We start from the raw sequence: 23,182 nt of genomic DNA on the forward strand, positions 1-23,182 counted from the left end.
GGACTCATCTGATATGTCCGTCGCACAATTTGCAGTCCTGGACACCGGCTCCAACCGGACCCTGGCCGAACGACTGATCGACCAGCTTGCCGACCGCATCGGCGGCCTCGGCGTCGAGCTCGCCGACATTGCCGGCAACGTCCAGGAAGTCGCACATCGCGTCGCCAACCAGTCGGAGCGGTTCCACCACCTGCAGAAGACCGCCGAGACCATGGTCTCGGCCAACCACGATATCGCCAACGCCTCGCAAGCTGTGCAATCGACTACGTCGGCCGCGGTCGGCGAGATCGCGCAGTCGCGCAGCGCCGTCGATGCCGCGGTCAGCCACATCTCCGAGCTCGTCGCGGCCGTCGAGCGCATCGAGGCGCGGCTGTCCGCCGTCGGCTCTGCGCTGGCGCAGGTGGCAAAGGTCTCCGGCTCGATCGAGGCGATCGCGAAGCAGACCAACCTGCTCGCCCTGAACGCAACCATCGAGGCCGCGCGCGCCGGCAATGCCGGCCGAGGCTTTGCGGTGGTCGCAAGCGAGGTCAAGAACCTCGCCGAGGCGACGCGCCAGGCCACGCATCAGATCTCCGACACCGTGCGCGATCTCGACGGCCAGATCGAAGGCCTGATCGGCGAGAGCAGCGACGCCTCGCAGCGGGCCAAGACCGCGGGCGAAGGCGCGCAGGCGATCTCCGGCATCATCTCCCGCGTGCAGCAGGGCTTCGCTTCGGTCGAGGCGGAGATCGACAGCGTCACGCGCGCGGCGACCTCCAATCTCGGCCATTGCGACACCGTCATCAGCGAACTCAGCGAGCTCGCCAGGGGCGTCGACCTGTCCTCGCGCGATCTCAAGCACGCCGACGAGCGGGTGGCCAAGCTGCTCGACACCTCCGAAGGCCTGATCACGCTGATCGCCGACAGCGGCGTCGAGACGTCGGACACGCCGCTGATCCGCATCGTGGTCGAAACGGCGAAGCGGATCTCGGCCGAATTCGAAGCCGCCATCGATCGCGGCGAGATCACGCTCGACAAGCTCCTGGACGAGAACTACCGCGAGATCGCAGGCACCGATCCGAAGCAGTACCTCACCGATTACGTCGATTTCACCGACCGTGTCCTGCCCGCGATCCAGGATCCGCTGCAGAAATCGGATCCGCGCATCGTCTACTGCGTCGCCTGGGCGAGGAGCGGCTACCTGCCGACTCACAATCCGAACTACCGCCTGCCGCAGGGCAAGGACCCGGTCTGGAACAACGCCAATTGCCGCAACCGCCGCCTGTTCAACGACCGGACGGTGAAGAAGGTCGCGGCCAACACAAAACCGTTCCTGCTGCAAACCTATCGCCGCGACATGGGCGGTGGTCAGTTCGTGCTGATGAAGGACCTGTCGTCGCCGATCATGGTCCGCGGCAAGCACTGGGGCGCCTTCCGGATGGGATTCCGGCAGGGCTGAGGGCTCTCGAGCCAAAACTGCAAAACAACCCCATGCACAGTAACCGGGGTGCTGGGAATCAACGGCTTAGCCGCCTCACCGCAGCTCTGAGCGCCTGACCAGGCCGCCCATTCGAATTTCGTCCGCGCACGATTTTACGCGTTCGCACGATCATCCGCGACGGTCAACGGTGCGCATGACGGAAATGCGTCAAAACATGACGGTTATCATATCAACTAGCCTAAAATTGCCGCACCGATCGCTGCACAAATTCGTGAACGTCATGGCCTCACGCGCTGCCCGCGCAGATATGCATTCCTGCGAATTAGGAAGCTTCATCGTTTCGCATCGGTATGATTATGGTCGCGCGAAATCTCGCCGACCCGATCATCGTCAGCGATCCGGCGAACCAGGGGATGCATATGGCAACAACTCTCACCATCAACGGCGAAACGAAGTCGTTCGACGCGCCACCCGACATGCCGCTGCTGTGGGTGCTGCGCGACATCCTGGGCATGACCGGCACCAAATTCGGCTGCGGCATTGCGCAATGCGGCGCCTGCACGGTGCATGTCGACGGCAAGGCGGTGCGCTCCTGCGTGCTGCCGGTCAGCGCGGTCGCGAACCGCGCCGTGACCACCATCGAGCATGTCGGCAGCACGCCATCAGGCGCGAAGGTGCAGAAGGCCTGGCTCGACGCCGAAGTGATTCAATGCGGCTATTGCCAGTCCGGCCAGATCATGTCGGCCGCGGCACTCCTGGCGGCAACACCCAATCCTGATGATGCCGATATCGACGCTGCGATGGCCGGCAACATCTGCCGCTGCGGCACCTATGTGCGCATCCGCGAGGCCATCAAGCTCGCCGCCACCGGCCGTCAGTCGTGAGGTCCGCCATGAATGCACCTGACAATGTCTCCCGCCGCGCGCTGCTCACCGGCGGCCTTGCCACCGGCCTCCTGCTCGCCTTCCACCTGCCGCTGCGCGCCGATCCGAACGAGCCAGTGCAGAAGGATGTAACCGACGGCAAATTCGCGCCGAACGCCTTCATCCGCATCGACGCAACAGGCCGCACCGTTTTGATGATGCCGCAGGTGGAGATGGGCCAGGGCGTCTACACCTCGATATCGATGATCCTCGCGGAAGAGCTCGATGCCGACTGGGACAAGGTCGAGGTGCAGCACGCACCGCCCAACGACAAATTCTACGCCAATCCCGTCTTCGGCTTGCAGGCGACCGGCGGCTCGACCTCGATCCGCGCCTGGTGGATGCCGCTGCGCAAGGCCGGCGCGACTGCGCGCGCGATGCTGATCCAGGCTGCGGCCAGCCAATGGGGCGTCGACGCTGCCAGCTGCACGGCCTCGAAGGGCGAAGTCGCCCATGCCGCCAGCGGGCGCAAGCTCGGCTATGGCGAACTCGCGCTGGCCGCGCAGAGCCAGACGCCGCCCAAGGACGTGGCGATCAAAGACCCCAAGAACTTCGTCCTGATCGGCCAGCCGCTGAAGCGGCTCGATACGCCTGACAAGGTCAACGGCAAGGCGCTCTACGGCATCGACGCGATCCTGCCCGACATGAAGATCGCGGTGATCGCCAATTGCCCGGTGTTCGGCGGCAAGGTCGGCAAGGTCGACGACAGCGCGGCGACGAAGATCGCAGGCGTGCGCAAGGTCGTCGTGCTCGACGACGCGGTCGCCGTGATCGGCGACCACATGTGGGCGGCGAAGAAGGGCCTCGACGCCGTCAAGATCGAATGGAACGAGGGCCCGAACGCCAAAATCAGCACCAAGGACATCTGGCAGGACCTGCGCGCGGCGAGCGAAAAGGACGGCGCGGTGGCGAAATCCACCGGCGACATCGCCAAGGCGCTCGCGTCAGGCGACAAATTCGAGGCGGCCTACGAGATGCCGTTCCTGGCGCATGCCTCGATGGAGCCTGTGAACGCCACCGTGCGGGTCACCAAGGATTCCTGCGAGATCTGGACCGGCACGCAGATCATGACGCGCGTGCAGTCGGAGGCCGCGAAGGCCGCCGGTGTCGCGGTCGACAAGGTTATCGTCAACCAGCACCTGCTCGGCGGCGGCTTCGGCCGCAAGCTCGAGCCCGACATGGTGGTCGCCGCGGTCAGAATCGCAAAGCAGGTCGACTATCCCGTCAAGGTGATCTGGACCCGCGAGGAGGACATCCAGCACGACGTCTATCGTCCTGTCTATCGCGACCAGATCACCGCCTCGCTGGTCGACGGCAAGGTCGCCGCCTGGAAGTACAAGGTCGCGGGCTCGGCGGTGATTGCCCGCTGGCTGCCGCCGGCGTTCCAGAAGGGCATCGACATCGACGCGATCGACGCCGCGGTCGATGCGCCCTACGACTTCGCGAACTTCCACGTCGAATATGTCCGCGTCGAGCCGCCGGCGGTGCCGACCGGCTTCTGGCGCGGCGTCGGCCCGAACAACAACGTGTTCGCGATCGAATGCGCCATGGACGAGCTGGCGCGCAAGGCCGGCAAGGACCCGGTCGAGTTCCGGAGGTCGATGCTGACCAAGAATCCGCGCGCGCTCGCGGTGCTGAACCTCGTCGCCGAAAAGTCCGGCTGGGGCCAGCCATTGCCGCCGCGCGTCGGCCGCGGCGTCTGCCTGCAGCCGTCCTTTGCAAGCTTCCTCGCAACCGTGGTCGAGGCCGAGATCGACGACAGCGGCGAGATCGCGCTCCGCCGCGTCACCTCGGTGGTCGATACCGGCATCGCCGTCAACCCCGACACGGTGAAGGCGCAGATCGAGGGCGGCCTGGTCTTCGGGCTCACCGCCGCCCTCTATGGCGAGATCACCATCGACAACGGCCGCGTGCAGCAGTCGAACTTCCACGACTACCGCATGATGCGCATCAACGAGACGCCGAAGATCGAGGTCACCGTGGTCAAGAGCGGCGAATCCCCTGGCGGCATCGGCGAGGCCGGCGTCAATGCCGGACCGCCGGCGCTGCGCAACGCGATTTACGCCGCGACTGGCGTGGTGCTGCGGCGTTTGCCGATCGATCGGAAACTGCTGGCTGTGGGGAAGAAGGCATGAACAGGACAATGCGTATCCTCGCGAGCCTCGTCGCCATCGGCATCGTCGCGGTCGTATCAGCAATCTTCATCATCCGCGGACCCGGCCCGCTCGATTTCGCCGGCGGCACCAAAGTGGCGCTGGCGGATTACCGCGCCGGCAAGCCTGCCGGCGTGCCTGCCGGGCTCGAGAAGGCGAGCCTGGTCGAACGCGGCGAATATCTCGCCAAGGCCGCCGACTGCATGGTCTGCCACACCAAGCCCGGCGAGAAGGACTATGCCGGCGGACTGGCCTTCAAGCTGCCGTTCGGCACGCTCTATTCCACCAACATCACGCCTGACAAGGACACCGGCATCGGCAATTACAGCGACCAGGATTTTCTCAACGCAGTCCAGCGCGGCAAGCGGCATGACGGCGCCCGGCTCTATCCTGCGATGCCTTACACGTCCTACACCTATATGAGCGACGAGGACGTGCTGGCAGTGAAGGCCTATCTGTTCAGCCTGCCGGCGGTACGCGCCACCGCGCCTGACAACACGCTGTCGTTCCCGTTCAACCAGCGCTGGGCGATGATCTTCTGGTCGGCGGTGTTCAATCCCGACACGCGCTTTGCGCCTGATACGTCGAAGAGCCCTGACTGGAATCGCGGAGCGTATCTGGCCGAAGCCCTCGCCCATTGCGGCGAGTGCCATACGCCGCGCAATCTCGGCTTTGCATTGGACAACCGCAAGAAGTTCGGCGGCGCCATCACCGCCGGCTGGCGCGCCTTCAACATCTCCTCCGACAAGGCGACCGGCCTCGGCAGTTGGAGCGATGCGGATCTGATCTCCTATCTGTCGCTCGGTCACGCACCGGGCCACGGCTCGGCCTCGGGTCCGATGGGCGAAGCTGTCGACCACAGTTTCAGCCAGTTCGCGCCTGAGGACATCCGTTCCATCGTGGCTTACTTGCGCAGCGTGCCGCCGGTGTCCTCGCCGGACCTGCCGGCGACGACAGCGCCGGTCGCCCCCGCCTCGCACAAGGACGGCGTCACGGCGGACGCGCGCGGCAAGAAAGTATTCGCCAGCGCCTGCGCCAGCTGCCACGGCTGGAGCGGCGAGAGCCCGGTGTCGCCGATGGCGACGCTGACCGGCACCTGGGCCGTCAACGACCCCGCCGCCACCAACGTCGCGCAGATCGTGATCTCGGGCACCAAGCGGCATACGCCTGATGGCGCGCTGTCGATGCCGGCGTTCGGCAACGCCTATACCGACGACGAGATCGCGGCGGTGGCGAACTACGTCACGGCAAGGTTCGGCACGAAGGGCTCGAAGCTGACGGCCAAGGATGTGGCGGAGCTGCGGGAGCAGACGGCGGAGTAGGTCTTACGCCGACAAACGCTGAACCCTCTCCCCTTGTGGGAGAGGGTGGCTTCGCAAAGCGAAGCCGGGTGAGGGGTATCTCTCCGCGAATCTCACTTTCGATTGCGTGCGCGGAGAGATACCCCTCATCCGGCGCTTCGCGCCACCTTCTCCCACAAGAGGAGAAGGTGGCGCGGCGATTGCCGCACTATTCTACCCAACCAAAACACCGGCGTGGGCTTTTCCTACCCGCGCCATTCCCCGCTCACGTGATCGCGATCGGGCACCCATTGCTGCCTGTCGCCCCCTTGATTGGGGCGGGCGCGAAGCAATAGACGAACTGGTACTTCTTGTCGGCGATCAGATCGTCGAAGAAGAGGTTTTCGTGGTTGTGGATGCCGTGCTTGGTCTGCAGTTCGGCGTGAACCACGAAGGCGAGCGACTTGTCGGGATTGGGCACCACCTCGACCGCCCAGGTGTCGGCGCCGGTCAGGGCAAGATCCTTTTCGATCACCCATTTCGCGGCATCAAGGCCGATGCCTGGCTCGCCGCTGTTGAAGCGATCGTTGTTCTTCATCCACAGCGAGCCCCAGCCGGTGTGGAACATGATGGCATCGCCCGGCTTGATGTCGCTCTCGGGAATGTTCTGCTTCGCCAGCGCCGCCTTGATGTCGGCCGCGGTAATCTCCTGGCCGACGTCCATCATCCCGCCTTTCAGGGCGACCATGTCGACCAGATGCGCGCGGGTGAACAGCGGCTTCAGCTTCTCGACGCCGAGCTTCTTCAGGCCATAGGCGTCGCTGATCTCCGTTGCGGTGAAGCCGTTGTAGAACCGCATCTCGTTCTTGTCGCCGTCGCGGCCGAGCTGGATTCCGATATGGCCGAGACCATCGAACTGCGTGCCGGTCTGGCCGATCTCCGTGGTCAGGAATTCGTCGTGATAGACCATCTTGTTGTCGCCGAACGGACCGCCGGTCGGGCTGCCGGGAATGCGCAACGTAAAGGCGCGCGGACCGAACAGCGGCATGGCACCTTCATAGACGCGGCCGATCTTGTAGATCTTGCCGTCCTTGATCCATTTCGCGGCGTCGAGAACCTTCTCCGGCGTGATGTGATTTGACGCGCCGCACTCGTCGTCCTTGCCCCATTTCGATGGCCACCAGGGCTTGTCGGTGCCCTTGGGCATGGAGGTCGCGGTCTGCGCCTGGGCCTCACTGATCGGTGCGAGCGAGAACTTGCCGTGCATTGAGCCGGCGAGCGCCGCGCCGGCAACACCGGCGATGCCCGCGGTGCGGAGCAAGGTGCGGCGATCCGTCGTGGAACCGCCGCCGTCTTGATCTACGTCGTTGATCTCATTGGACATTGCACCCTCCCAGGTTGTGGTCAGAATAAAATCTGACTCTCAAATTGTTTCGGCTAGCCTCCTCCTCCGCTACGTTGTTGTCCAGCGACAAAAATAAGACGATGAACGGGAGAGTTCCCCATGAGCCTGTTCGAAGCCGACAAATCCGCGCAGCGCCTCCCGGTGTCGCTGATCACCGGCTTTCTCGGCAGCGGCAAGACCACGCTGCTCAATCGTCTCTTGCGCCGCGACGACATGAAGGACAGCGCCGTCATCATCAATGAATACGGCGAAGTCAGCCTCGACCATCTCCTGGTCGAGCGCGTCGATGGCGAGGTCGCCGTGCTCGCAAGCGGTTGCATCTGCTGCACCGTCCGCAGCGACCTGGAGCAGACCTTGCGAGACCTTCTGGTCAAGCGGGACCGCGGCGAGATCCCGCCGTTTCGCCGCATCCTGATCGAGACCACCGGGCTCGCCGATCCCGCGCCGATCGTGCAGCTGCTGCTCAACAATCCGCTCGTCTCGCACTTCCTGCGGCTCGACACGGTCGTGACCACGGTCGACGCCGTCAACGCACCGCATCAGCTCGATCGTCAATACGAGGCGGTGAAGCAGGTGGCGCTGGCGGATCGACTGCTGATCACCAAGCGTGATCTGGTCGAGGACATCGATACGCTCGACTTACGGCTTCGGCGGCTCAATCCAGGCGCCGGAATCGAAACCATCAGTCACGGCGAAGTCGAGCCGGCAACGCTGTTCGGCGCCGGCTTGATCGATCCCGAACAGAAGACCGACGCGGCGCGCTGGCTCAACGAGCGTGCCTTCGCCGAGCCGCACCTGCAGGCCGGCCATTCGCATCACAATCATCATCACGCGCACCACGATCATGATCACGACCATCATGACCACGATGCGTCGATTGCAAGCTTCGTGCTCGTGTTCGACGAACCGCTCGACTGGATGGAAGTGACGCACTGGCTCGCGCATCTGCGCAACGCGCGCGGCCAGGATCTGCTGCGGGTGAAGGGAATTCTCAATCTCAAGGACGAGCCGGCTCCGATCGTAATCCACGGCGTGCACCACGTCTTCCATCCGCCGGTGGCGCTGAGCGGCTGGCCCGATGGCGATCGCCGCTCGCGCATCGTCTTCATCACGCGCGGCATTTCACGTGGCGACGTGCTGGAGCTGTGGCAGGCGGTTCGCGCCGCGGCGTGAGGCGATGCAGAGCCCGTATCAACCTCCGCCGTCGTCCCGGACAAGCGATCCGGGATCCATACGCCGCAGCAAGAGTTTTGCGAAGACGAGTCATGACCATCTCGCGCGACAACTGCTGCTGCGGCGTATGGATCCCCGCCTTCACGGGGATGGCACCGAGGGTGTGGCAGTATCGTAGGGTGGGCAAAGCGAAGCGTGCCCACGCACTTTTGCGAACATGGAGAGGGATCGTGGGCACGGCGCAAGTGCGCCTTTGCCCACCCTACGATTTCCGAGCTTGTGGTGCCGTCGTTCAGCTCAACCAGAACTTCGGCGTCGCCGGCTCCAGCCTTCCGCCGATGCGCACCGGCGCGACCTTCAGCGCGAGGCCCGTCGCATCGTCGGTTTCCACCGCAACACCGCTGAGCGTCGCAACGCCCGCGGCCGGCTCGAAGCGGCCGGACGGAATTCCCGAGGTGAAGCGGCGCAGCGGCTCTTCCTTCTGCATGCCGATGATGGAGTCGTAATCGCCGGTCATGCCGGCGTCGGTCATGTAGGCGGTGCCGCCCGTGAGGATCTGATGGTCGGCGGTCGGCACATGCGTGTGCGTGCCGACGACGAGGCTGGCGCGTCCGTCGCAGAAGAAGCCGATGCCCTGCTTCTCGCTGGAAGCCTCGCAATGGAAATCGACGACGATGGCATCGGCCGCAACGCCGAGCGGACAGGCGCCGAGCTCGCGCTCGAGCGCGGCGAAGGGATCGTCGAACGGGGTCATGAAGACCCGTCCCAGCGCGTTGACGACGAGCGCATGCTTGCCGTTCTTGGTCTCGACCAAGGCGGCGCCGCGGCCGGGCGTGCCGCGCGGATAGTTCGCGGGCCGCACCAGGCGCTCGGCGCGCTCGATGAACACCAGGGCTTCGCGCTGGTCCCAGGAGTGGTTGCCCAGGGTCACCGCATCGGCGCCGGCATCGAGGAATTCCTGGTAGATCGCTTCGGTGATGCCGAAGCCGCCGGCCGAGTTCTCGCCGTTGACGACGACGAAATCGAGCGACCAGTCCTTGACCATGCCGGGCAGATATTCGGCGATGGCATTGCGCCCGCTACGGCCGACGACATCACCCACGAAGAGAATGCGCAACTTCAGAACTCCGGAAATCGAACACGTCCGATTCCGTTAGCACATAATCCAGCGCCACGTCGTGGGATAGTGCCGGAACCGCCTTGATCTCCTGCGCCGCGAAAGCAAGCCCGATGCCGACGATGTGCTTGGCCTTGCGCAAATGCGCGAAGGTGAAATCGTAATGCCCCGCACCATAGCCGATGCGATGGCCGAGGCGGTCAAAGGCCGCAAGCGGCGTCAGCATGATATCGGGGATGACCTCAGTGGCGGCCGGCGACGGCTCGGGAATGCCGAGCGGACCGAGCATCAGGCGATCGTTCGGATGGAAAAGGCGGAAGATCAGCGACTGGCCGCGCGCGGTGACGCAGGGCAGCGCCAGCCTCGCGCCCTCCTCGGCGAGCTTCTTCATCAGCGGCAAGGGGTCGATCTCGCTGCGGATCGGCGAATAGCCGGAGACGATGCTGCCGGGCAGGAGCTTGAACGGCAGCCCGCGCCTCGCGAGTTTTGCGGCAGCAGTGGTGCGCTTCTTCTCGCTCAGCGCGTCGCGCGCGGCGAGGGCTTTGGCGCGGAGTTCGGATTTGCTGTTGGACATCTGCGTTGGTCCCCACGTCACCACCCGCGAAGACGGGTGATCCAGTACTTCAGAGGCGGTCGTGCTTCACACAAAAGCCGCGGCGTACTGGATGCCCCGGTCCTCCGTGCGCAATTGCGCACCAGGGGGCATGACACCTGTTGAACTGGCCGCAGTCGTTTCAACAGGTACAAACCAAGCAAACAAAAGTGCGAAGCCGCGGACGCCGTTGAAGCACTCGATCCCGGAGTTCCCTACGAAAGTAGGTGGGCACCATATGTCCGGGCCCACGGGCCCGGCCAGGGACAGTTCCCTAAAGGATCGATAAGGCCCCGGGGATATATGGCTCCTGACGCGCGTCGCAGCCTCGCGGAGGCAATGTAACAACGATACTGACGAATCGCCAGCCCGGATGGTGGTTTACTCACCTCTCCCGCTTGCTGGAGAGGTCGCGCCGAAGGCGCGGGTGAGGGCTCTTTCCTCTTGGGGAGTCTCCCTGGAGGAGACACCCTCTCCCCACCCTCTCCCGCAAGCGGGAGAGGGTGCGCACCGAACGCGTGGCTACCCGATCGCGATCCCGCCTCCGACGGTCCGGTTCAGCACCTGGGTCGACTTCTCGATGCGCTCGGCGGCGGCGTTCAGCGCGTTGACGACGGCGGTCTGGGTCATGCGGGCGCGCTCGACGGCGGCGTTGCGGAAATCCCGCAGCTCCGTCAACTCCTGCTCCAGCGTTCGGACGCGATTGGTGGTGTCGACCAGCTCGTCGCAGACGGTCAGCGCGGCCATCACGGTGAGGCGCGCATCGCCGATCTCGCCGAACTTTCCGCGCAGCGACTGAATGCGTGTCTCCAGGGTTTCGGCGAGCTTGAGCAGCCGCACCTCCTGGCCTTCCTCGCAAGCCATGCGATATTGCCGGCCGTTGATGGTGACGTTGATGTGGCTCATCCGTCCTCTCCGGTATCGAGCACCGAGCGTATCGTGACGATCGCGGAATCCAGCCGGTCGGAGATCTCGCGATTGGCGCGTTCGAGCTTGCGCGCCTTCACCAGCGCGCCGTCGAGCTCGTCCGCCAGGCGCGAGCGATCCGCGCCCAGCGCCTGGATTCGCGTCGCAAGCTCGTTCTCGTCGCGATCGGCATCGCGCCGACGTTCGACCGCGCTTTCGAGCGCGTCGAGTGCCGCCGTGAGTCTGCGGGTCGCGATCTCGATCTCGACGGCAGAGGATTCCGTCATGGCAGAGCTTTTGGACACGCGATCGTTCATGCAGTCAGCGGCGGAACCTGTGGGGCTGTGCCCGTGGCCTTGAACCTTGGGGCTTGCCGGCCGGCAAAAGACTCGGTTCGGCAAGCGGTTAGAAGCAGAAATTTACGTGGCAAGCTAGCAAATCGCAACGCCGCCGCGAAACTATGCACTGATAAGCAACTTTCGAGGCGCGGATCGCGTTTGACCAGCTTGGACTCCCGGAACCGAGGTGCTATCCCAGCCCCGTCCTTCAGTGGCCGAAAGGCTCCTTTCCGCGCGGGCGAACTGCCGCCAAGCGCCTCATTTCAGACGGATTTCAGACATGACGCAGGTCGATCACAACCGCATGGCCAACGCGATCCGCGGCCTCTCGATGGACGCTGTGGAGAAGGCGAAATCGGGCCATCCGGGCCTGCCGATGGGCGCCGCCGACATCGCCACGGTGCTGTTCACGCAGTTCCTGAAATTCGACATCGCTGCGACCGAATGGCCGGACCGCGACCGCTTCGTGCTCTCGGCCGGCCACGGCTCGATGCTGCTCTATTCGCTGCTCCATCTCCTCGGCAGCCCGGAGATGACGATCGACCAGCTCAAGAACTTCCGCCAGCTGGGATCGCTGACCCCGGGCCATCCCGAACACGGCCACACCAAGGGCATCGAGACCACCACCGGCCCGCTCGGCCAGGGCATCTCGACCGCGGTCGGCATGGCGCTCGCCGAGAAGATGCTGGCCGCCGAGTTCGGCAAGAAGATCGTCGACCACCACACCTATGTGCTCGCCTCCGACGGCGACCTGATGGAAGGCGTGTCGCAGGAAGCGATCGCGCTGGCCGGACACTGGAAGCTGAACAAGCTGATCGTGCTCTACGACGACAACGGCATCTCGATCGACGGCCCGACCTCGATCTCCGACTCGGTCGACCAGGTGAAGCGCTTCAAGGCGGCCGGGTGGGCCGCCGAGAAGATCGACGGCCACGACCAGGCCGCGATCGCAGCTGCGATCACCCGCGCGCAAAAATCCAACAAGCCGACGCTGATCGCCTGCCGCACCACCATCGGCTTCGGCGCGCCGCACAAGGCCGGCACCAACAAGGTCCATGGCGAGGCGCTCGGCGCTGACGAGCTGAAGGCCGCCAAGGAAAATCTCGGCATCTCGCTCGAGCCGTTCTCGGTCCCCGACGACGTGCTGAAGGCTTGGCGCGCGGCAGGCTCGCGCGGTGCAACGGCGCGGCAGGAGTGGGAGGCCCGGCTCGGCGAGCTCGGCAGCCGCAAGCGCGCCGAGTTCGAACGCCGCCTGCGCCATGAACGTCCGGCATCGCTGGCCAAGGCGCTACGCGCCTACAAGAAGGAGCTGCTGGAAAAGCCGATGAATGCGGCCACCCGCAAGTCGTCGGAAGCGGTGATCGAGGTGATCGCCGGCGCGATGCCGATGGAATTCCTCGCAGGCTCCGCCGACCTCACCGGTTCCAACAACAACAAGGCGAAGTCGGCGACCGCTTTCTCGGCCAAGACGCCGAAGGGCCGCTTCATCCATTACGGCATCCGCGAGCACGGCATGGCGGCGGCGATGAACGGTATCTTCCTGCATGGCGGCTTCGCGCCCAACGGTGCGACCTTCCTGGTCTTCACCGATTATGCGCGGCCCGCGATGCGCCTTGCCGCACTGATGGGCGCCGGCGTCGTCTATGTGATGACGCACGATTCCATCGGCCTTGGCGAAGACGGCCCGACCCATCAGCCGGTCGAGCATCTCTCGGCGCTGCGTGCCATTCCGAACATGCGCGTGTTCCGCCCCTGCGATGCGATGGAAGTTGCCGAGTGCTGGGAACTGGCGCTCAATCGCGTGGACGGTCCGACCGTGCTGGCGCTGACCCGCCAGAACCTGCCGCAACTCCGGACCACCGCAACGAACGACAATCCCTGCCAGCACGGCGCCTATGAGCTGGTCGCCGCCCAGGGCGAAGCCAAGGCCACGCTGTTCGCATCGGGTTCCGAAGTGGAGATGGCGGTGGCGGCCCAGAAGCAGCTTGCCGAGCGCGGCATTCCGACACGGGTCGTCTCGGTGCCCTCGCTCGAACTTTTGCTAGCGCAACCAAAGGAGCGCCGCGACGCCATCATCGGCAACGCCCCGATCAAGGTCGCGATCGAGGCCGCCGTGCGCTGGGGGTGGGATGCCGTGATCGGCCAGGATGGCGAATTCGTGGGCATGCACTCCTTCGGTGCCAGCGCGCCTCTGAACAAGGTCTTCCAGCACTTCGGGATTACCGCCGAGGCTGCGGTTAACGCTGTCCTGAAGCGCGTCAGCTGAGAGTTGAGCTTGCCCGAAAAAAGGACTACGTAACGTCTCATATGATCAAGCACCGTCCGGCCGAACCGGGCGTCCGCCTCTAAAAAAACCCTCGCAAGCGCGCACACCGCGACTTGTGCGGGACGATGGGGTTATTGAACAGCCGTCACTGAACGGTCACAAGGAGACGAAACATGGCAGTCCGCGTTGGAATTAACGGTTTTGGTCGCATCGGCCGCAACGTCCTGCGGGCTATCGCCGAGTCCGGCCGCAAGGACATCGAGGTCGTCGGCATCAACGATCTCGGCCCGGTCGAGACCAATGCCCATCTGCTCCGCTACGACAGCGTCCATGGCCGCTTCCCCGGCACCGTCACCGTCGACGGCGACTCCATCAGCCTCGGCAACGGCAAGATCAAGGTGACCGCCGAGCGCGATCCCTCGAAGCTGCCCTGGAAGGATCTCGGCGTCGACATCGCGCTGGAATGCACCGGCATCTTCACCTCGAAGGACAAGGCGAGCGCGCATCTGACCGCCGGCGCCAAGCGCGTGCTGGTCTCCGCGCCCGCTGATGGTGCCGACGCCACCATCGTGTTCGGCGTCAACCACGAGACGCTGACCAAGGATCATCTCGTCGTCTCCAACGGCAGCTGCACCACCAACTGCCTCGCGCCGGTTGCCAAGGTGCTGAACGACCTCGTCGGCATCGAGACCGGCTTCATGACCACGATCCACGCCTATACCGGCGACCAGCCGACGCTGGACACGCTGCACAAGGATCTCTATCGCGGCCGCGCGGCGGCGATGTCGATGATCCCGACCTCGACCGGTGCTGCGAAAGCGATCGGATTGGTTCTCCCGGAACTTAAAGGCAAGCTCGACGGCGTCGCGATCCGCGTGCCGACCCCGAACGTCTCGGTGGTCGACCTCAAGATCGTCGCCAAGCGCGCCACCGACGCCAAGGAAATCAACGCGGCGATGAAGCGCGCCAGCGAGCAGCAGCTCAAGGGCGTGCTCGGCTACACCAACGCGCCGAATGTCTCGATCGACTTCAACCACGACCCGCACTCCTCGACCTTCCACGAGGACCAGACCAAGGTGCAGAACGGCACGCTGGTGCGCGTGATGAGCTGGTACGACAACGAGTGGGGCTTCTCGAACCGCATGGCCGACACCGCGGTTGCGATGAGCAAGGTGATCTAAGCAGGGTCTCGTGTCCCGGACGCGATGCAGCGTGAAGCGCTGCATCGCAGAGCCGGGACCCATCGAAGCCCGGGACTCGCTGCAACATGGGTCCCGGTTCTGCACAGCAGCGCTGCGCGCCGCAATGCGCCCGGGACAAGGAAGCGTCCAATGACCAACAAATTCCGCACCCTCGACGACGTCGACGTGAAGGGTAAGCGCGTGCTGCTGCGCGTCGACCTCAACGTGCCCATGGACAACGGCCGCGTCACCGACGCGACCCGGCTCGAGCGCGTCGCGCCGACCATCACCGAAATCTCGGACAAGGGCGGCAAGGTCATCCTGCTCGCGCATTTCGGCCGGCCGAAGGGACGCGACGCCAAGGACTCGCTCAAGCCCGTCGCGGAAGCGCTGTCCAAGGTCGTGAACAAGCCCGTGGCCTTCGCCGACGACTGCATCGGCGAGCCCGCGGCCAAGGCGGTTGCCGCGTTGAAGGACGGCGACATCCTCTGTCTGGAAAACACCCGCTTCCACAAAGAGGAAGAGAAGAACGATCCGGCCTTCGTGGCGGAGCTCGCCAAGCTCGGCGACATCTGGGTCAGCGACGCCTTCTCGGCGGCGCACCGTGCCCACGCCTCGACCGAAGGCCTCGGCCACAAGCTGCCCGCCTATGCCGGCCGCACCATGCAGGCGGAGCTCGACGCGCTGGAGAAGGCGCTGGGCTCGCCGACCAAGCCCGTCATCGCCATCATCGGCGGCGCCAAGGTGTCGACCAAGATCGACCTGTTGGAAAACCTCGTCACCAAGGTCGACGCGCTGGTGATCGGCGGCGGCATGGCCAACACCTTCCTGCACGCCCAGGGCGTCGCGGTCGGCAAGTCGCTGGCCGAGAAGGATCTCGCCCCGACGGCATTGCGCATCATGGAGAAGGCGGAAGCCGCCAACTGCGCCATCATCCTGCCGGTCGACGCCACCGTCGCCTATCACTTCGCGGCGAATGCGCCCTCGCACGCCTACGGCCTCGATGCGATCCCGGCCGACGGCATGATCCTCGACGTCGGCCCGCAATCGATCGTGCGCGTCCAGGCGGCGATCGACGATGCCGCCACGCTGGTCTGGAACGGGCCGCTCGGCGCCTTCGAGATGCAGCCGTTCGACCGGGGCACGGTCGCGGCCGCCAAGCACGCCGCCGAGCGCACCAAGGCCAAGAAGCTGATCTCGATCGCCGGCGGCGGCGATACCGTCGCGGCCCTCAACCAAGCCCATGTGGCCAGTCAATTCACCTATGTCTCGACCGCCGGCGGCGCGTTTCTTGAATGGATGGAAGGCAAGCCGCTGCCAGGCGTCGAAGTGCTTCGCACCAAGTAACTTGGCAGCAAGTAATCAATAGGCCGAACTGGCCCAAACGGGAGAAAGATACACATGGCTCGGATCACGTTGCGTCAATTGCTCGACCATGCGGCTGAGAACGATTACGGCGTACCGGCCTTCAACATCAACAACATGGAGCAGGCGCTGGCGATCATGGACGCGGCCAACCAGGTCGACGCGCCCGTCATCATCCAGGCCTCGCGCGGCGCGCGCTCCTACGCCAACGACGTCATGCTCAAGCACATGATGGACGCGGTGACCGAGATCTACCCGCACATCCCGGTCTGCGTGCATCTCGACCACGGCAACGAAGCCGCGACCTGCATGACCGCGATCCAGGCCGGCTTCACCTCCGTCATGATGGACGGCTCGCTCAAGGCTGACGGCAAGACCCCCGGCGACTGGGCCTACAATGTCGGCGTCACCAAGACCGTGACCGACATGGCCCATCTCGGCGGCATCTCGGTCGAGGGCGAGTTAGGTGTGCTCGGTTCGCTCGAAACGGGCATGGGCGACAAGGAAGACGGCCACGGCGCCGAGGGCAAGCTCAGCCACGACCAACTCCTGACCAATCCGGACGAGGCCGTGAAGTTCGTCAAGGAGACCAAGGTCGACGCGCTCGCGATCGCGATGGGTACCTCGCACGGCGCCTACAAGTTCACCCGCAAGCCTGATGGCGACATCCTCGCCATGAACGTGATCGAGGAGATCCACCGCAAGCTGCCGAACACGCATCTGGTCATGCACGGCTCCTCCTCGGTGCCGCAGGACCTGCAGGACATCATCAACGCCTATGGCGGCAAGATGAAGCCGACCTGGGGCGTGCCTGTCGCCGAGATCCAGCGCGGCATCAAGAACGGCGTGCGCAAGATCAATATCGACACCGACAACCGCATGGCCATGACCGGCCAGATCCGGAAAGTCCTGCAGGACCACCCGGAAGAGTTCGATCCGCGCAAGTACCTGAAGCCGGCGATGGAAGCCATGACCAAGCTGTGCAAGCAGCGGCTGCAGGAATTCAACACCGCAGGCCAGGCCTCGAAGTTCAAGAAGATCCTGACCACCGCCGAGATGGCCAAGCGCTACGCCAAGGGCGAGCTGGATCCGAAGGTGGCGTGAAGGATCATCGCCTGCCTCCGCGAACTCGGATCACCTCTCCCCATTGGGGAGAGGTGTAGGACCCACCTCCCCCTCCCCTGCGACCAACGTTGTCTCGGCAATTGCCCGAGAACGGTCTATTTTCAGGAGCAAGGCAGAATCGTTTTGGGAGGACCTCTCGATGAATCTGACTGAGCTCAACAAAGTCGCGACCGCCATGGTCGCCCCGGGCAAGGGCATCCTTGCCGCCGACGAATCCTCCGGCACCATCAAGAAGCGGTTCGACGCCATTGGGGTGGAATCGACGGAAAGCAACCGCCGCGACTATCGCGAGATGCTGTTCCGCGCGACCGAAGCCATGAGCAAGTATATTTCCGGCGTGATCCTCTATGACGAGACGATCTGGCAAAATGCCGCGGACGGTACCCCCCTGGTGAAGCTGATCGAGAGCAGCGGTGCCATTCCCGGCATCAAGGTCGACGAGGGCACGCAAGCCTTGCCGATGTGCCCCGGTGAGCTTGTCACCGTCGGCCTCGACAAGCTTGCCGAGCGGCTGAAGAAATATTACGAGCGCGGCGCCCGCTTCGCCAAATGGCGGGCGGTGATCGACATCGGCAGCGGCACTGACGGCCGGGGCATCCCCTCGATGACCGCGATCAGCGTCAATGCCCACGCGCTGGCGCGCTACGCCGCGCTGTGCCAGGCCGCGCAGATCGTGCCGATCGTCGAGCCTGAGGTGCTGATGGACGGCGATCACGACATCGACCGCTGCTACGAGGTGACGAGCCGCGTGCTCAACAAGACCTTCCAGGAGTTGCGCGTGCAGCGCGTCGCGCTCGAAGGCATGGTGCTGAAACCGAACATGGCGATCTCAGGCAAGAAGTGTCCAAAGCAGGCCTCGGTCGAGGAGGTCGCGGAGAAGACCATCCGCCTGCTCAAGGCCTGCGTTCCGGCGGCAGTGCCCGGCATCGCCTTCCTCTCCGGCGGCCAGTCGGATGAAGAGGCAACCGCGCATCTCAACGCCATGCACAAGCTCGGGCCGCTCCCCTGGGGCCTGACCTTTTCCTACGGCCGCGCGCTGCAAGCCGCGCCGCAGAAGGCCTGGTCGGGTCGCCCGGAGAATGTTACGGCCGGACAAAACGCATTCAGCCATCGCGCCCGCATGAACGGCCTCGCCTCCAAGGGCGAATGGCAAAGCAGCCTGGAAAAGAAGGCAGCCTAGACCTTGTCGAACAAACCGCCTCCGCCGCGCCCGGCGCCGCGTCTCTATCTCGCGACGCCTGACGTCGATGATCCCGCCCCGCTCCTCGCCGAACTGCCTGATCTGCTGAAGACAGTGGACGTCGCCGCCGTGCTGTTGCGGCTCAAGGAGACCGACCAGCGCACCATGATCTCGCGGATCAAGGCGCTGGCGCCGGTGGTGCAAAATGCAGGCGCGGCGCTGCTGGTCGATGGCCACCCCGAGCTGGTCGCACGCGGCGGCGCCGATGGCGCGCATCTTCGTGATATCGCGGCGCTGGAAGAGGCGATGCCCTCGCTCAAGCCGGACCGCATTGCCGGCGTCGGCGGGCTGGAGACGCGCCACGAATCCATGAACGCGGGCGAGATGGGCGCAGATTACGTGCTGTTCGGCGAGCCCGACGCGAAAGGCCAGCGTCCCCAGGCCCAGGCGATTGCCGAGCGGCTGGACTGGTGGGCCGAGCTGTTCGAGCCGCCCTGCGTCGGCTTCGCCACCTCGTTCCAAGAAGCCTACGACTTCGCCGCCAGCGGCGCCGATTTCGTGCTGGTCGGCGATCTCGTCTGGGCCGACCCGCGCGGACCCAAAGCCGCGCTTGTTGAGGCCGATGCCGCGATCAAGAAGGCCTTCACCGCTGTCGCCGCGGGTCAGAGCTAGCGCCCCGCCATGAAGCCCCCACGCATCACGCTTCTGGCCACGCTGCTGCTGGCAACGCAGCTGCTTGCAACCCCTTCGGCCGCGCAGCTGCAGATCACGCCGCCGGCGACGATTCCGAGCCCCGCGCCTGACAAGCAGAAGGCCAAAGAAACGGCAAAGGAAAAGCCCAGGGTCGCGCCGCACGCGATCACCAAGAAGAAGGAGCCTTCGCCAAAGCCGTCGGCCTCGCCGAGCCCGAATTTGCCGGCAACCGTGATCCCGGCGCCGGCGACCGACAATTCCAATGTCGACCTGGTGTTCGGCGCCTATCAGCGCGGCCAGTACAAGACCGCCTTCGACCTCGCCAGCGCGCGCGCCCAGACCGGCGATGCCAAGGCCATGACCATGCTCGGCGAGCTCTATGCCAACGCCATGGGCATCAGGCGCGACTACGCCAAGGCGGTCGAGTGGTACAAGCGCGCATCCGACGCCGGCGACCGCGAGGCGATGTTTGCGCTCGCCATGCTGCGCATTGCCGGCCGCGGCGGCCCGGTCGACAAGGGCGAGGCGGTCAGGCTGATGGCCTCCGCCGCCAAGCTCGGCGAGCCCAAGGCGGCCTACAACCTCGCTCTGCTTTATCTGGACGGACAGACCCTGCCGCAGGACGTCAAGCGCTCCGCCGAGCTGCTGCGCCAGGCCGCCGATGCCGGCCTGCCCGAGGCACAATATGCGCTCGCGACCTTCTACAAGGAAGGCACGGGGGTGCCGAAGGACCCCGAAAGGGCGGTGCGGCTGCTGCAGGCGGCGTCGCTGGCCGACAATGTCGATGCCGAGGTCGAATACGCCATCGCCATGTTCAACGGCACCGGCACGCCGAAGAACCAGCCGGCGGCCGTGGCGTTGCTGCGCAAGGCGTCCCGCCAGGGCAGCGCGATCGCGCAAAACCGCCTCGCCTGGGTCCTGATCAACGGCATGGGCGCGCCGGTGGACAAGGTTGAGGGCTTCAAATGGCATCTGGTGGCGAAAACGTCCGGCAAGGGCGATCCGGAGCTCGACAAGCAGCTGTCCGATCTGCCCGCCGAGGACCGTGCCAAGGCGGAGGCTGGAGCCAAGAAATGGCTCGGAAACAAATGAGCTGAGGCCAAATGGCCTGCAGATGACCCGCAAATGCCCTGAATGACTTGACCTTTGGCCCCTCGCGGGGCACCCAATCCCTCAAATGGCGCCCTTCCGCGCCCCTCCCCCATCAAAGACCGATCTCATGCTGTATTCCGCCACTATCAACGTCATGGTCAAAGCCGCGCGTCGCGCCGGCCGCAGCCTCAAGCGCGATCTCGGCGAGATCGAGCATTTGCAGGTCTCGCTGAAGGGACCGGCGAACTTCGTCTCGCTCGCCGACAAGCGCGCCGAGGAGATCCTCTACCAGGACCTGTCCAAGGCCCGCCCCGGCTACGGCTTCATCGGCGAAGAGGGGGGAATGCGCGAGGGCACCGACAAGAGCCACACCTGGATCGTCGATCCGCTCGACGGCACCACCAACTTCCTGCACGGCATCCCGCAATTTGCGATCTCGATCGGGCTTGCGCGCGAGGGCACCGTGATCGCCGGCGTGATCTACAACCCCGCCAATGACGAGCTCTATATCTCCGAGCGCGGCAAGGGCGCCTTCCTCAACGACCAGCGCCTGCGCGTCGCCGGCCGTCGCCAGCTCAACGAATGCGTGGTGGCGTGTGGCCTGCCCCATATCGGCCGCGGCGACCACGAGGAATTCCGCCGCGAGATGACCGCGATCCAGGACCGCGTCGCGGGCCTCCGCCGCTTCGGCGCCGCCTCCCTCGACCTCGCCTTCGTCGCCGCCGGCCGCCTCGACGGCTACTGGGAGCGCAATCTGCAATCCTGGGACATCGCCGCCGGTATGCTGATGGTGCGCGAGGCCGGCGGCACGGTGAGCGACATCAACACGCCGGGCGATGCGCTGGTCACCGGCGATGTCGTGTGCGGCAATGAGTACGTGCACGGGGAGCTGGTGAGGATTTTGCGGAAGTAGGCTCGCTCTGCGAGACCGAATGGAGGCCGCTTCAGCGCGGCCTCCAATCTCAAGCTCTACCGGCGGCTTACCACGCCACCCACTTGCGGCCGTGCCAATAGCCGCGGCCTTCGTGCTCGCGGAACGCAAACTTTTCGCGCGGGCCCCAGTGCCAATTGTCCTCGTGAACGACGACGCCGGCTTCGTGCGGGAAGTCGTAGGCCTCATGCGTGTGCCAGCAGGTGTGGCCCTGACACACGATCGCCGCCGACGCGGTGAAGGTCGACATCACGAGCACGCCGGTACCGACCGCAGCAGCGGAAAGGATCTTCTTCAACATTTGGACGATTTCTCCGTGGAACCCTAACCCCGCGGGCAAACACATTTGCCGAGATCGGGTTCCGCGAGAAAACGTGAAGCTTTCGTAAGGATTCGCGGGGCGCCTGCAGAGGCTTAGGCTTAGGCTTAGGCTTAGGCTTAGGCGTCGTCCTCTTCCGCTTCCTCATCGCGATATTCGCCGCCGAGGGTCAGGCCCTCGATCGTCGTCGCGCCTTTCGGCTTGATGACGCGGCGGAGCGGGACGGAGCTCTCGGCTCGCAAGGCCTCCATCAGATGTTCGGAATGCGTGACGATCCAGATGTCGGCGCGCTGCGAGGCCTTGGCGATCAGCCGCGCCAACGGCGCCAGCAGCGACGGATGCAGGCTGGTCTCGGGTTCGTTCAGTGCGATGAATGGCGGCAATCGATAACCCATGAAGACGGCGAGCAGGCAGATGTATTTCAGCGTGCCGTCGGACAGTTCATGCGCCCGGAACGGACGCGGCATGTCCTCCAGGTGCAGATCGAAATCGCAGAGGCCGCCCTGCTCCCAGGCACGGAGATCGGCGCCGGGGAACGCATCCTGGATCGCGTCCTGCAATTCGGTGGCGTCCTCCCTGATCGTATAGAGCGTGGCCAGGGCCGCGGCCAGATCGCTGCCATCGGCACTGAGCGAGGGCGTCGTGATCGCCAGACACGACTTTCGGATCGGTGAGGCCGGATCGGTGCGAAAGTCGTGATAGAAGCGCCAGCCCAGCATTGCGTTTCTGATCAGATCGATCTCGGGACATTGCTTGCCGTCGTAAAATCCCGCGAGCGCCGTCTCGGACGGCAGCACCGCATCCTTGTGGCTGCTCCATGCGCCGCTGTCGTCGCGGACGCTGACCAGCGAATTCTTCCGCTCCATCAACTTGACCGTTCGCTTGCCCTGCGTCGCCTCGATGCTTTCTTCCTTGATCATCGGCTCGCCGGCAAACGCCGCTGCAAGCGGGCTGGGAAATCCGATCTCGATGGAATATTTCAGACGCTCAAATCTGGCCGATAATCGCAGCCGTCCATCCTCGCCTTTCTTGCGCAGGCCGGACCAGCAGACCGAATCCAACCCGCCTTCGTCGGCGATCGTGCGCGTGATCCGCCCGGTCGCCGCATCGCGCAACAGCGACAAGGACTTGTAGAGGTTGGATTTGCCGACGCCATTCTCGCCGACGAACACCGACAGGGGATGGATGGGTATGGAGAGCCGCCTGATGGAGCGATAGTTCGAGATCGCAATGTCGGTCAGACGCATCAGATGCTCTCAATCGGCAGGCTGGCTGCGCATTCGGCGGAGTGCGAATGCAAGCTCCTTCAATCCAGGGATGCAGTCTGGATCGAGACCTCCGGGAAAGCAAGCGGACCGATCCCGCGCTGTCATCGCCCAGCCAGTGCGCAATTGCGCACTAGGCGGGGCATGACGGTGTGCCCTATGGCTTCACCGGCGCCGGAGGCCCATACGCCTCGCCGTCCTTCTCCGCCTTCGCCCGGTCCCCGCCCAGCACGCGCTGCACCGAGACGAAGAACACCGGCACCATCAAGAGCGCCAGGATCACCACCGCGATCATGCCGCCCATCACGACGCTGCCGAGCGCCTGCTGGCTGGCGCCTTCGGCGTCACCTTCGAGGACATCAACAACACGATCTCGACCAATCTCGGCTCGCACTACGTCAACGACTTCCCGAATCGCGACCGCCTGCCGCGCCGCGTGCTGCAGGCCGCCAGCCGCG

The 23,182-nt window shown here is 64.9% G+C and carries 21 protein-coding genes and 1 other RNA gene; 13 read left to right on the top strand and 9 right to left on the bottom strand.

Features of this window, described 5'->3' with window-relative positions; translation table 11 throughout:
- Positions 1–13: 13 nt before the first annotated feature.
- The 4 genes from G8O24_RS39540 (at position 14) to G8O24_RS39555 (ending at position 5,818) form a co-directional block, all read left to right on the top strand.
- Positions 14–1,438, top strand: a complete 1,425-nt coding sequence (locus G8O24_RS39540) for a methyl-accepting chemotaxis protein (protein WP_188107907.1) — start codon at positions 14–16, stop codon at positions 1,436–1,438.
- A 401-nt stretch (positions 1,439–1,839) separates the two neighbouring features.
- A complete protein-coding gene (locus tag G8O24_RS39545; protein WP_188107908.1) occupies positions 1,840–2,304 on the top strand; it encodes a (2Fe-2S)-binding protein in 465 nt (154 codons plus the stop codon).
- An 8-nt stretch (positions 2,305–2,312) separates the two neighbouring features.
- Positions 2,313–4,478 (top strand): xanthine dehydrogenase family protein molybdopterin-binding subunit, encoded by a 2,166-nt coding sequence (locus tag G8O24_RS39550; protein ID WP_188107909.1) that lies wholly within the window; start codon positions 2,313–2,315, stop codon positions 4,476–4,478.
- Complete coding sequence (locus tag G8O24_RS39555; protein WP_188107910.1) at positions 4,475–5,818, top strand: c-type cytochrome; 1,344 nt, start codon at positions 4,475–4,477, stop codon at positions 5,816–5,818. Before G8O24_RS39550 ends, G8O24_RS39555 begins: the two co-directional genes overlap by 4 nt.
- 244 nt (positions 5,819–6,062) lie before the next feature.
- On the opposite strand, the gene G8O24_RS39560 is transcribed toward G8O24_RS39555, so the two are convergent.
- Positions 6,063–7,160 (bottom strand): cyclase family protein, encoded by a 1,098-nt coding sequence (locus tag G8O24_RS39560; RefSeq protein WP_188107911.1) that lies wholly within the window; start codon positions 7,158–7,160, stop codon positions 6,063–6,065.
- 120 nt (positions 7,161–7,280) lie between these two features.
- On the opposite strand from G8O24_RS39560, the gene G8O24_RS39565 reads away from it, so the two are divergent.
- Positions 7,281–8,354 carry a CobW family GTP-binding protein gene (locus G8O24_RS39565; RefSeq protein WP_188107912.1) on the top strand — a complete coding sequence of 358 codons (1,074 nt, stop codon included), beginning with the start codon at positions 7,281–7,283 and terminating at the stop codon, positions 8,352–8,354.
- A gap of 292 nt (positions 8,355–8,646) precedes the next feature.
- Here the strand turns inward: G8O24_RS39565 and G8O24_RS39570 are convergent, their stop codons facing one another.
- The 5 genes from G8O24_RS39570 to G8O24_RS39590 form a co-directional block, all read right to left on the bottom strand.
- Positions 8,647–9,471 carry a TIGR00282 family metallophosphoesterase gene (locus G8O24_RS39570; protein ID WP_188107913.1) on the bottom strand — a complete coding sequence of 275 codons (825 nt, stop codon included), beginning with the start codon at positions 9,469–9,471 and terminating at the stop codon, positions 8,647–8,649.
- On the bottom strand, positions 9,449–10,045 hold the full coding sequence (locus G8O24_RS39575; protein ID WP_188107914.1) for a 5-formyltetrahydrofolate cyclo-ligase: 597 nt from the start codon (positions 10,043–10,045) through the stop codon (positions 9,449–9,451). Before G8O24_RS39575 ends, G8O24_RS39570 begins: the two co-directional genes overlap by 23 nt.
- 189 nt (positions 10,046–10,234) lie before the next feature.
- Positions 10,235–10,395: non-coding RNA, 6S RNA (ssrS, locus tag G8O24_RS39580), on the bottom strand.
- 190 nt (positions 10,396–10,585) lie between these two features.
- Complete coding sequence (locus tag G8O24_RS39585) at positions 10,586–10,969, bottom strand: cell division protein ZapA (RefSeq protein WP_188107915.1); 384 nt, start codon at positions 10,967–10,969, stop codon at positions 10,586–10,588.
- Entirely contained in the window at positions 10,966–11,256 is a 291-nt protein-coding gene (locus G8O24_RS39590; protein WP_244646294.1) for a DUF4164 domain-containing protein, read from the bottom strand. Before G8O24_RS39590 ends, G8O24_RS39585 begins: the two co-directional genes overlap by 4 nt.
- 331 nt (positions 11,257–11,587) lie before the next feature.
- On the opposite strand from G8O24_RS39590, the gene tkt reads away from it, so the two are divergent.
- The 8 genes from tkt (at position 11,588) to G8O24_RS39630 (ending at position 21,122) form a co-directional block, all read left to right on the top strand.
- A complete protein-coding gene (gene tkt / locus G8O24_RS39595) occupies positions 11,588–13,573 on the top strand; it encodes a transketolase (RefSeq protein WP_188107917.1) in 1,986 nt (661 codons plus the stop codon).
- A 173-nt stretch (positions 13,574–13,746) separates the two neighbouring features.
- The gene (gene gap, locus G8O24_RS39600; protein ID WP_188107918.1) at positions 13,747–14,754 is read left to right on the top strand and encodes a type I glyceraldehyde-3-phosphate dehydrogenase; all 1,008 of its coding nucleotides are present in this window, start codon (positions 13,747–13,749) and stop codon (positions 14,752–14,754) included.
- Positions 14,755–14,904: 150 nt separating this feature from the next.
- Positions 14,905–16,101 carry a phosphoglycerate kinase gene (locus tag G8O24_RS39605; RefSeq protein WP_188107919.1) on the top strand — a complete coding sequence of 399 codons (1,197 nt, stop codon included), beginning with the start codon at positions 14,905–14,907 and terminating at the stop codon, positions 16,099–16,101.
- Between the two features lie 54 nt (positions 16,102–16,155).
- Positions 16,156–17,223: a class II fructose-bisphosphate aldolase gene (gene fba / locus G8O24_RS39610; RefSeq protein ID WP_188107920.1), complete on the top strand. Its 1,068-nt coding sequence runs from the start codon at positions 16,156–16,158 to the stop codon at positions 17,221–17,223.
- A 160-nt stretch (positions 17,224–17,383) separates the two neighbouring features.
- On the top strand, positions 17,384–18,424 hold the full coding sequence (locus G8O24_RS39615; protein ID WP_188107921.1) for a class I fructose-bisphosphate aldolase: 1,041 nt from the start codon (positions 17,384–17,386) through the stop codon (positions 18,422–18,424).
- Between the two features lie 3 nt (positions 18,425–18,427).
- Entirely contained in the window at positions 18,428–19,096 is a 669-nt protein-coding gene (locus G8O24_RS39620; protein ID WP_188107922.1) for a thiamine phosphate synthase, read from the top strand.
- A gap of 9 nt (positions 19,097–19,105) precedes the next feature.
- Positions 19,106–20,209: a tetratricopeptide repeat protein gene (locus G8O24_RS39625; protein WP_188107923.1), complete on the top strand. Its 1,104-nt coding sequence runs from the start codon at positions 19,106–19,108 to the stop codon at positions 20,207–20,209.
- A 127-nt stretch (positions 20,210–20,336) separates the two neighbouring features.
- A complete protein-coding gene (locus G8O24_RS39630) occupies positions 20,337–21,122 on the top strand; it encodes an inositol monophosphatase family protein (protein ID WP_188107924.1) in 786 nt (261 codons plus the stop codon).
- A gap of 67 nt (positions 21,123–21,189) precedes the next feature.
- On the opposite strand, the gene G8O24_RS39635 is transcribed toward G8O24_RS39630, so the two are convergent.
- From G8O24_RS39635 to G8O24_RS44725, 3 genes are all read right to left on the bottom strand, one after another.
- Positions 21,190–21,441 (bottom strand): hypothetical protein, encoded by a 252-nt coding sequence (locus G8O24_RS39635; protein ID WP_188107925.1) that lies wholly within the window; start codon positions 21,439–21,441, stop codon positions 21,190–21,192.
- Between the two features lie 137 nt (positions 21,442–21,578).
- Complete coding sequence (locus G8O24_RS39640; RefSeq protein WP_188107926.1) at positions 21,579–22,706, bottom strand: AAA family ATPase; 1,128 nt, start codon at positions 22,704–22,706, stop codon at positions 21,579–21,581.
- A 175-nt stretch (positions 22,707–22,881) separates the two neighbouring features.
- Positions 22,882–23,182: efflux RND transporter permease subunit (locus G8O24_RS44725; RefSeq protein WP_244646295.1), on the bottom strand; the 301-nt coding region annotated here is incomplete at its 5' end.

The sequence above is a fragment of the Bradyrhizobium campsiandrae genome (assembly GCF_014529705.1).
GTDB classification, from domain to species: Bacteria; Pseudomonadota; Alphaproteobacteria; order Rhizobiales; family Xanthobacteraceae; genus Bradyrhizobium; species Bradyrhizobium campsiandrae.

What these genes read in the sequence shown, in the direction of transcription:
- G8O24_RS39585 (WP_188107915.1), bottom strand. Translation starts at nt 10,969, where the DNA reads ATGAGCCACATCAACGTCACCATCAACGGCCGGCAATATCGCATGGCT.
- G8O24_RS39605 (WP_188107919.1), top strand. Translation starts at nt 14,905, where the DNA reads ATGACCAACAAATTCCGCACCCTCGACGACGTCGACGTGAAGGGTAAG.
- G8O24_RS39565 (WP_188107912.1), top strand. Translation starts at nt 7,281, where the DNA reads ATGAGCCTGTTCGAAGCCGACAAATCCGCGCAGCGCCTCCCGGTGTCG.
- G8O24_RS39575 (WP_188107914.1), bottom strand. Translation starts at nt 10,045, where the DNA reads ATGTCCAACAGCAAATCCGAACTCCGCGCCAAAGCCCTCGCCGCGCGC.
- G8O24_RS39635 (WP_188107925.1), bottom strand. Translation starts at nt 21,441, where the DNA reads ATGTTGAAGAAGATCCTTTCCGCTGCTGCGGTCGGTACCGGCGTGCTC.
- tkt (WP_188107917.1), top strand. Translation starts at nt 11,588, where the DNA reads ATGACGCAGGTCGATCACAACCGCATGGCCAACGCGATCCGCGGCCTC.
- G8O24_RS39640 (WP_188107926.1), bottom strand. Translation starts at nt 22,706, where the DNA reads ATGCGTCTGACCGACATTGCGATCTCGAACTATCGCTCCATCAGGCGG.
- G8O24_RS39630 (WP_188107924.1), top strand. Translation starts at nt 20,337, where the DNA reads ATGCTGTATTCCGCCACTATCAACGTCATGGTCAAAGCCGCGCGTCGC.
- G8O24_RS39590 (WP_244646294.1), bottom strand. Translation starts at nt 11,256, where the DNA reads ATGACGGAATCCTCTGCCGTCGAGATCGAGATCGCGACCCGCAGACTC.
- G8O24_RS39560 (WP_188107911.1), bottom strand. Translation starts at nt 7,160, where the DNA reads ATGTCCAATGAGATCAACGACGTAGATCAAGACGGCGGCGGTTCCACG.
- G8O24_RS39625 (WP_188107923.1), top strand. Translation starts at nt 19,106, where the DNA reads ATGAAGCCCCCACGCATCACGCTTCTGGCCACGCTGCTGCTGGCAACG.
- fba (WP_188107920.1), top strand. Translation starts at nt 16,156, where the DNA reads ATGGCTCGGATCACGTTGCGTCAATTGCTCGACCATGCGGCTGAGAAC.
- G8O24_RS39550 (WP_188107909.1), top strand. Translation starts at nt 2,313, where the DNA reads ATGAATGCACCTGACAATGTCTCCCGCCGCGCGCTGCTCACCGGCGGC.
- gap (WP_188107918.1), top strand. Translation starts at nt 13,747, where the DNA reads ATGGCAGTCCGCGTTGGAATTAACGGTTTTGGTCGCATCGGCCGCAAC.
- G8O24_RS39555 (WP_188107910.1), top strand. Translation starts at nt 4,475, where the DNA reads ATGAACAGGACAATGCGTATCCTCGCGAGCCTCGTCGCCATCGGCATC.
- G8O24_RS39540 (WP_188107907.1), top strand. Translation starts at nt 14, where the DNA reads ATGTCCGTCGCACAATTTGCAGTCCTGGACACCGGCTCCAACCGGACC.
- G8O24_RS39545 (WP_188107908.1), top strand. Translation starts at nt 1,840, where the DNA reads ATGGCAACAACTCTCACCATCAACGGCGAAACGAAGTCGTTCGACGCG.
- G8O24_RS39615 (WP_188107921.1), top strand. Translation starts at nt 17,384, where the DNA reads ATGAATCTGACTGAGCTCAACAAAGTCGCGACCGCCATGGTCGCCCCG.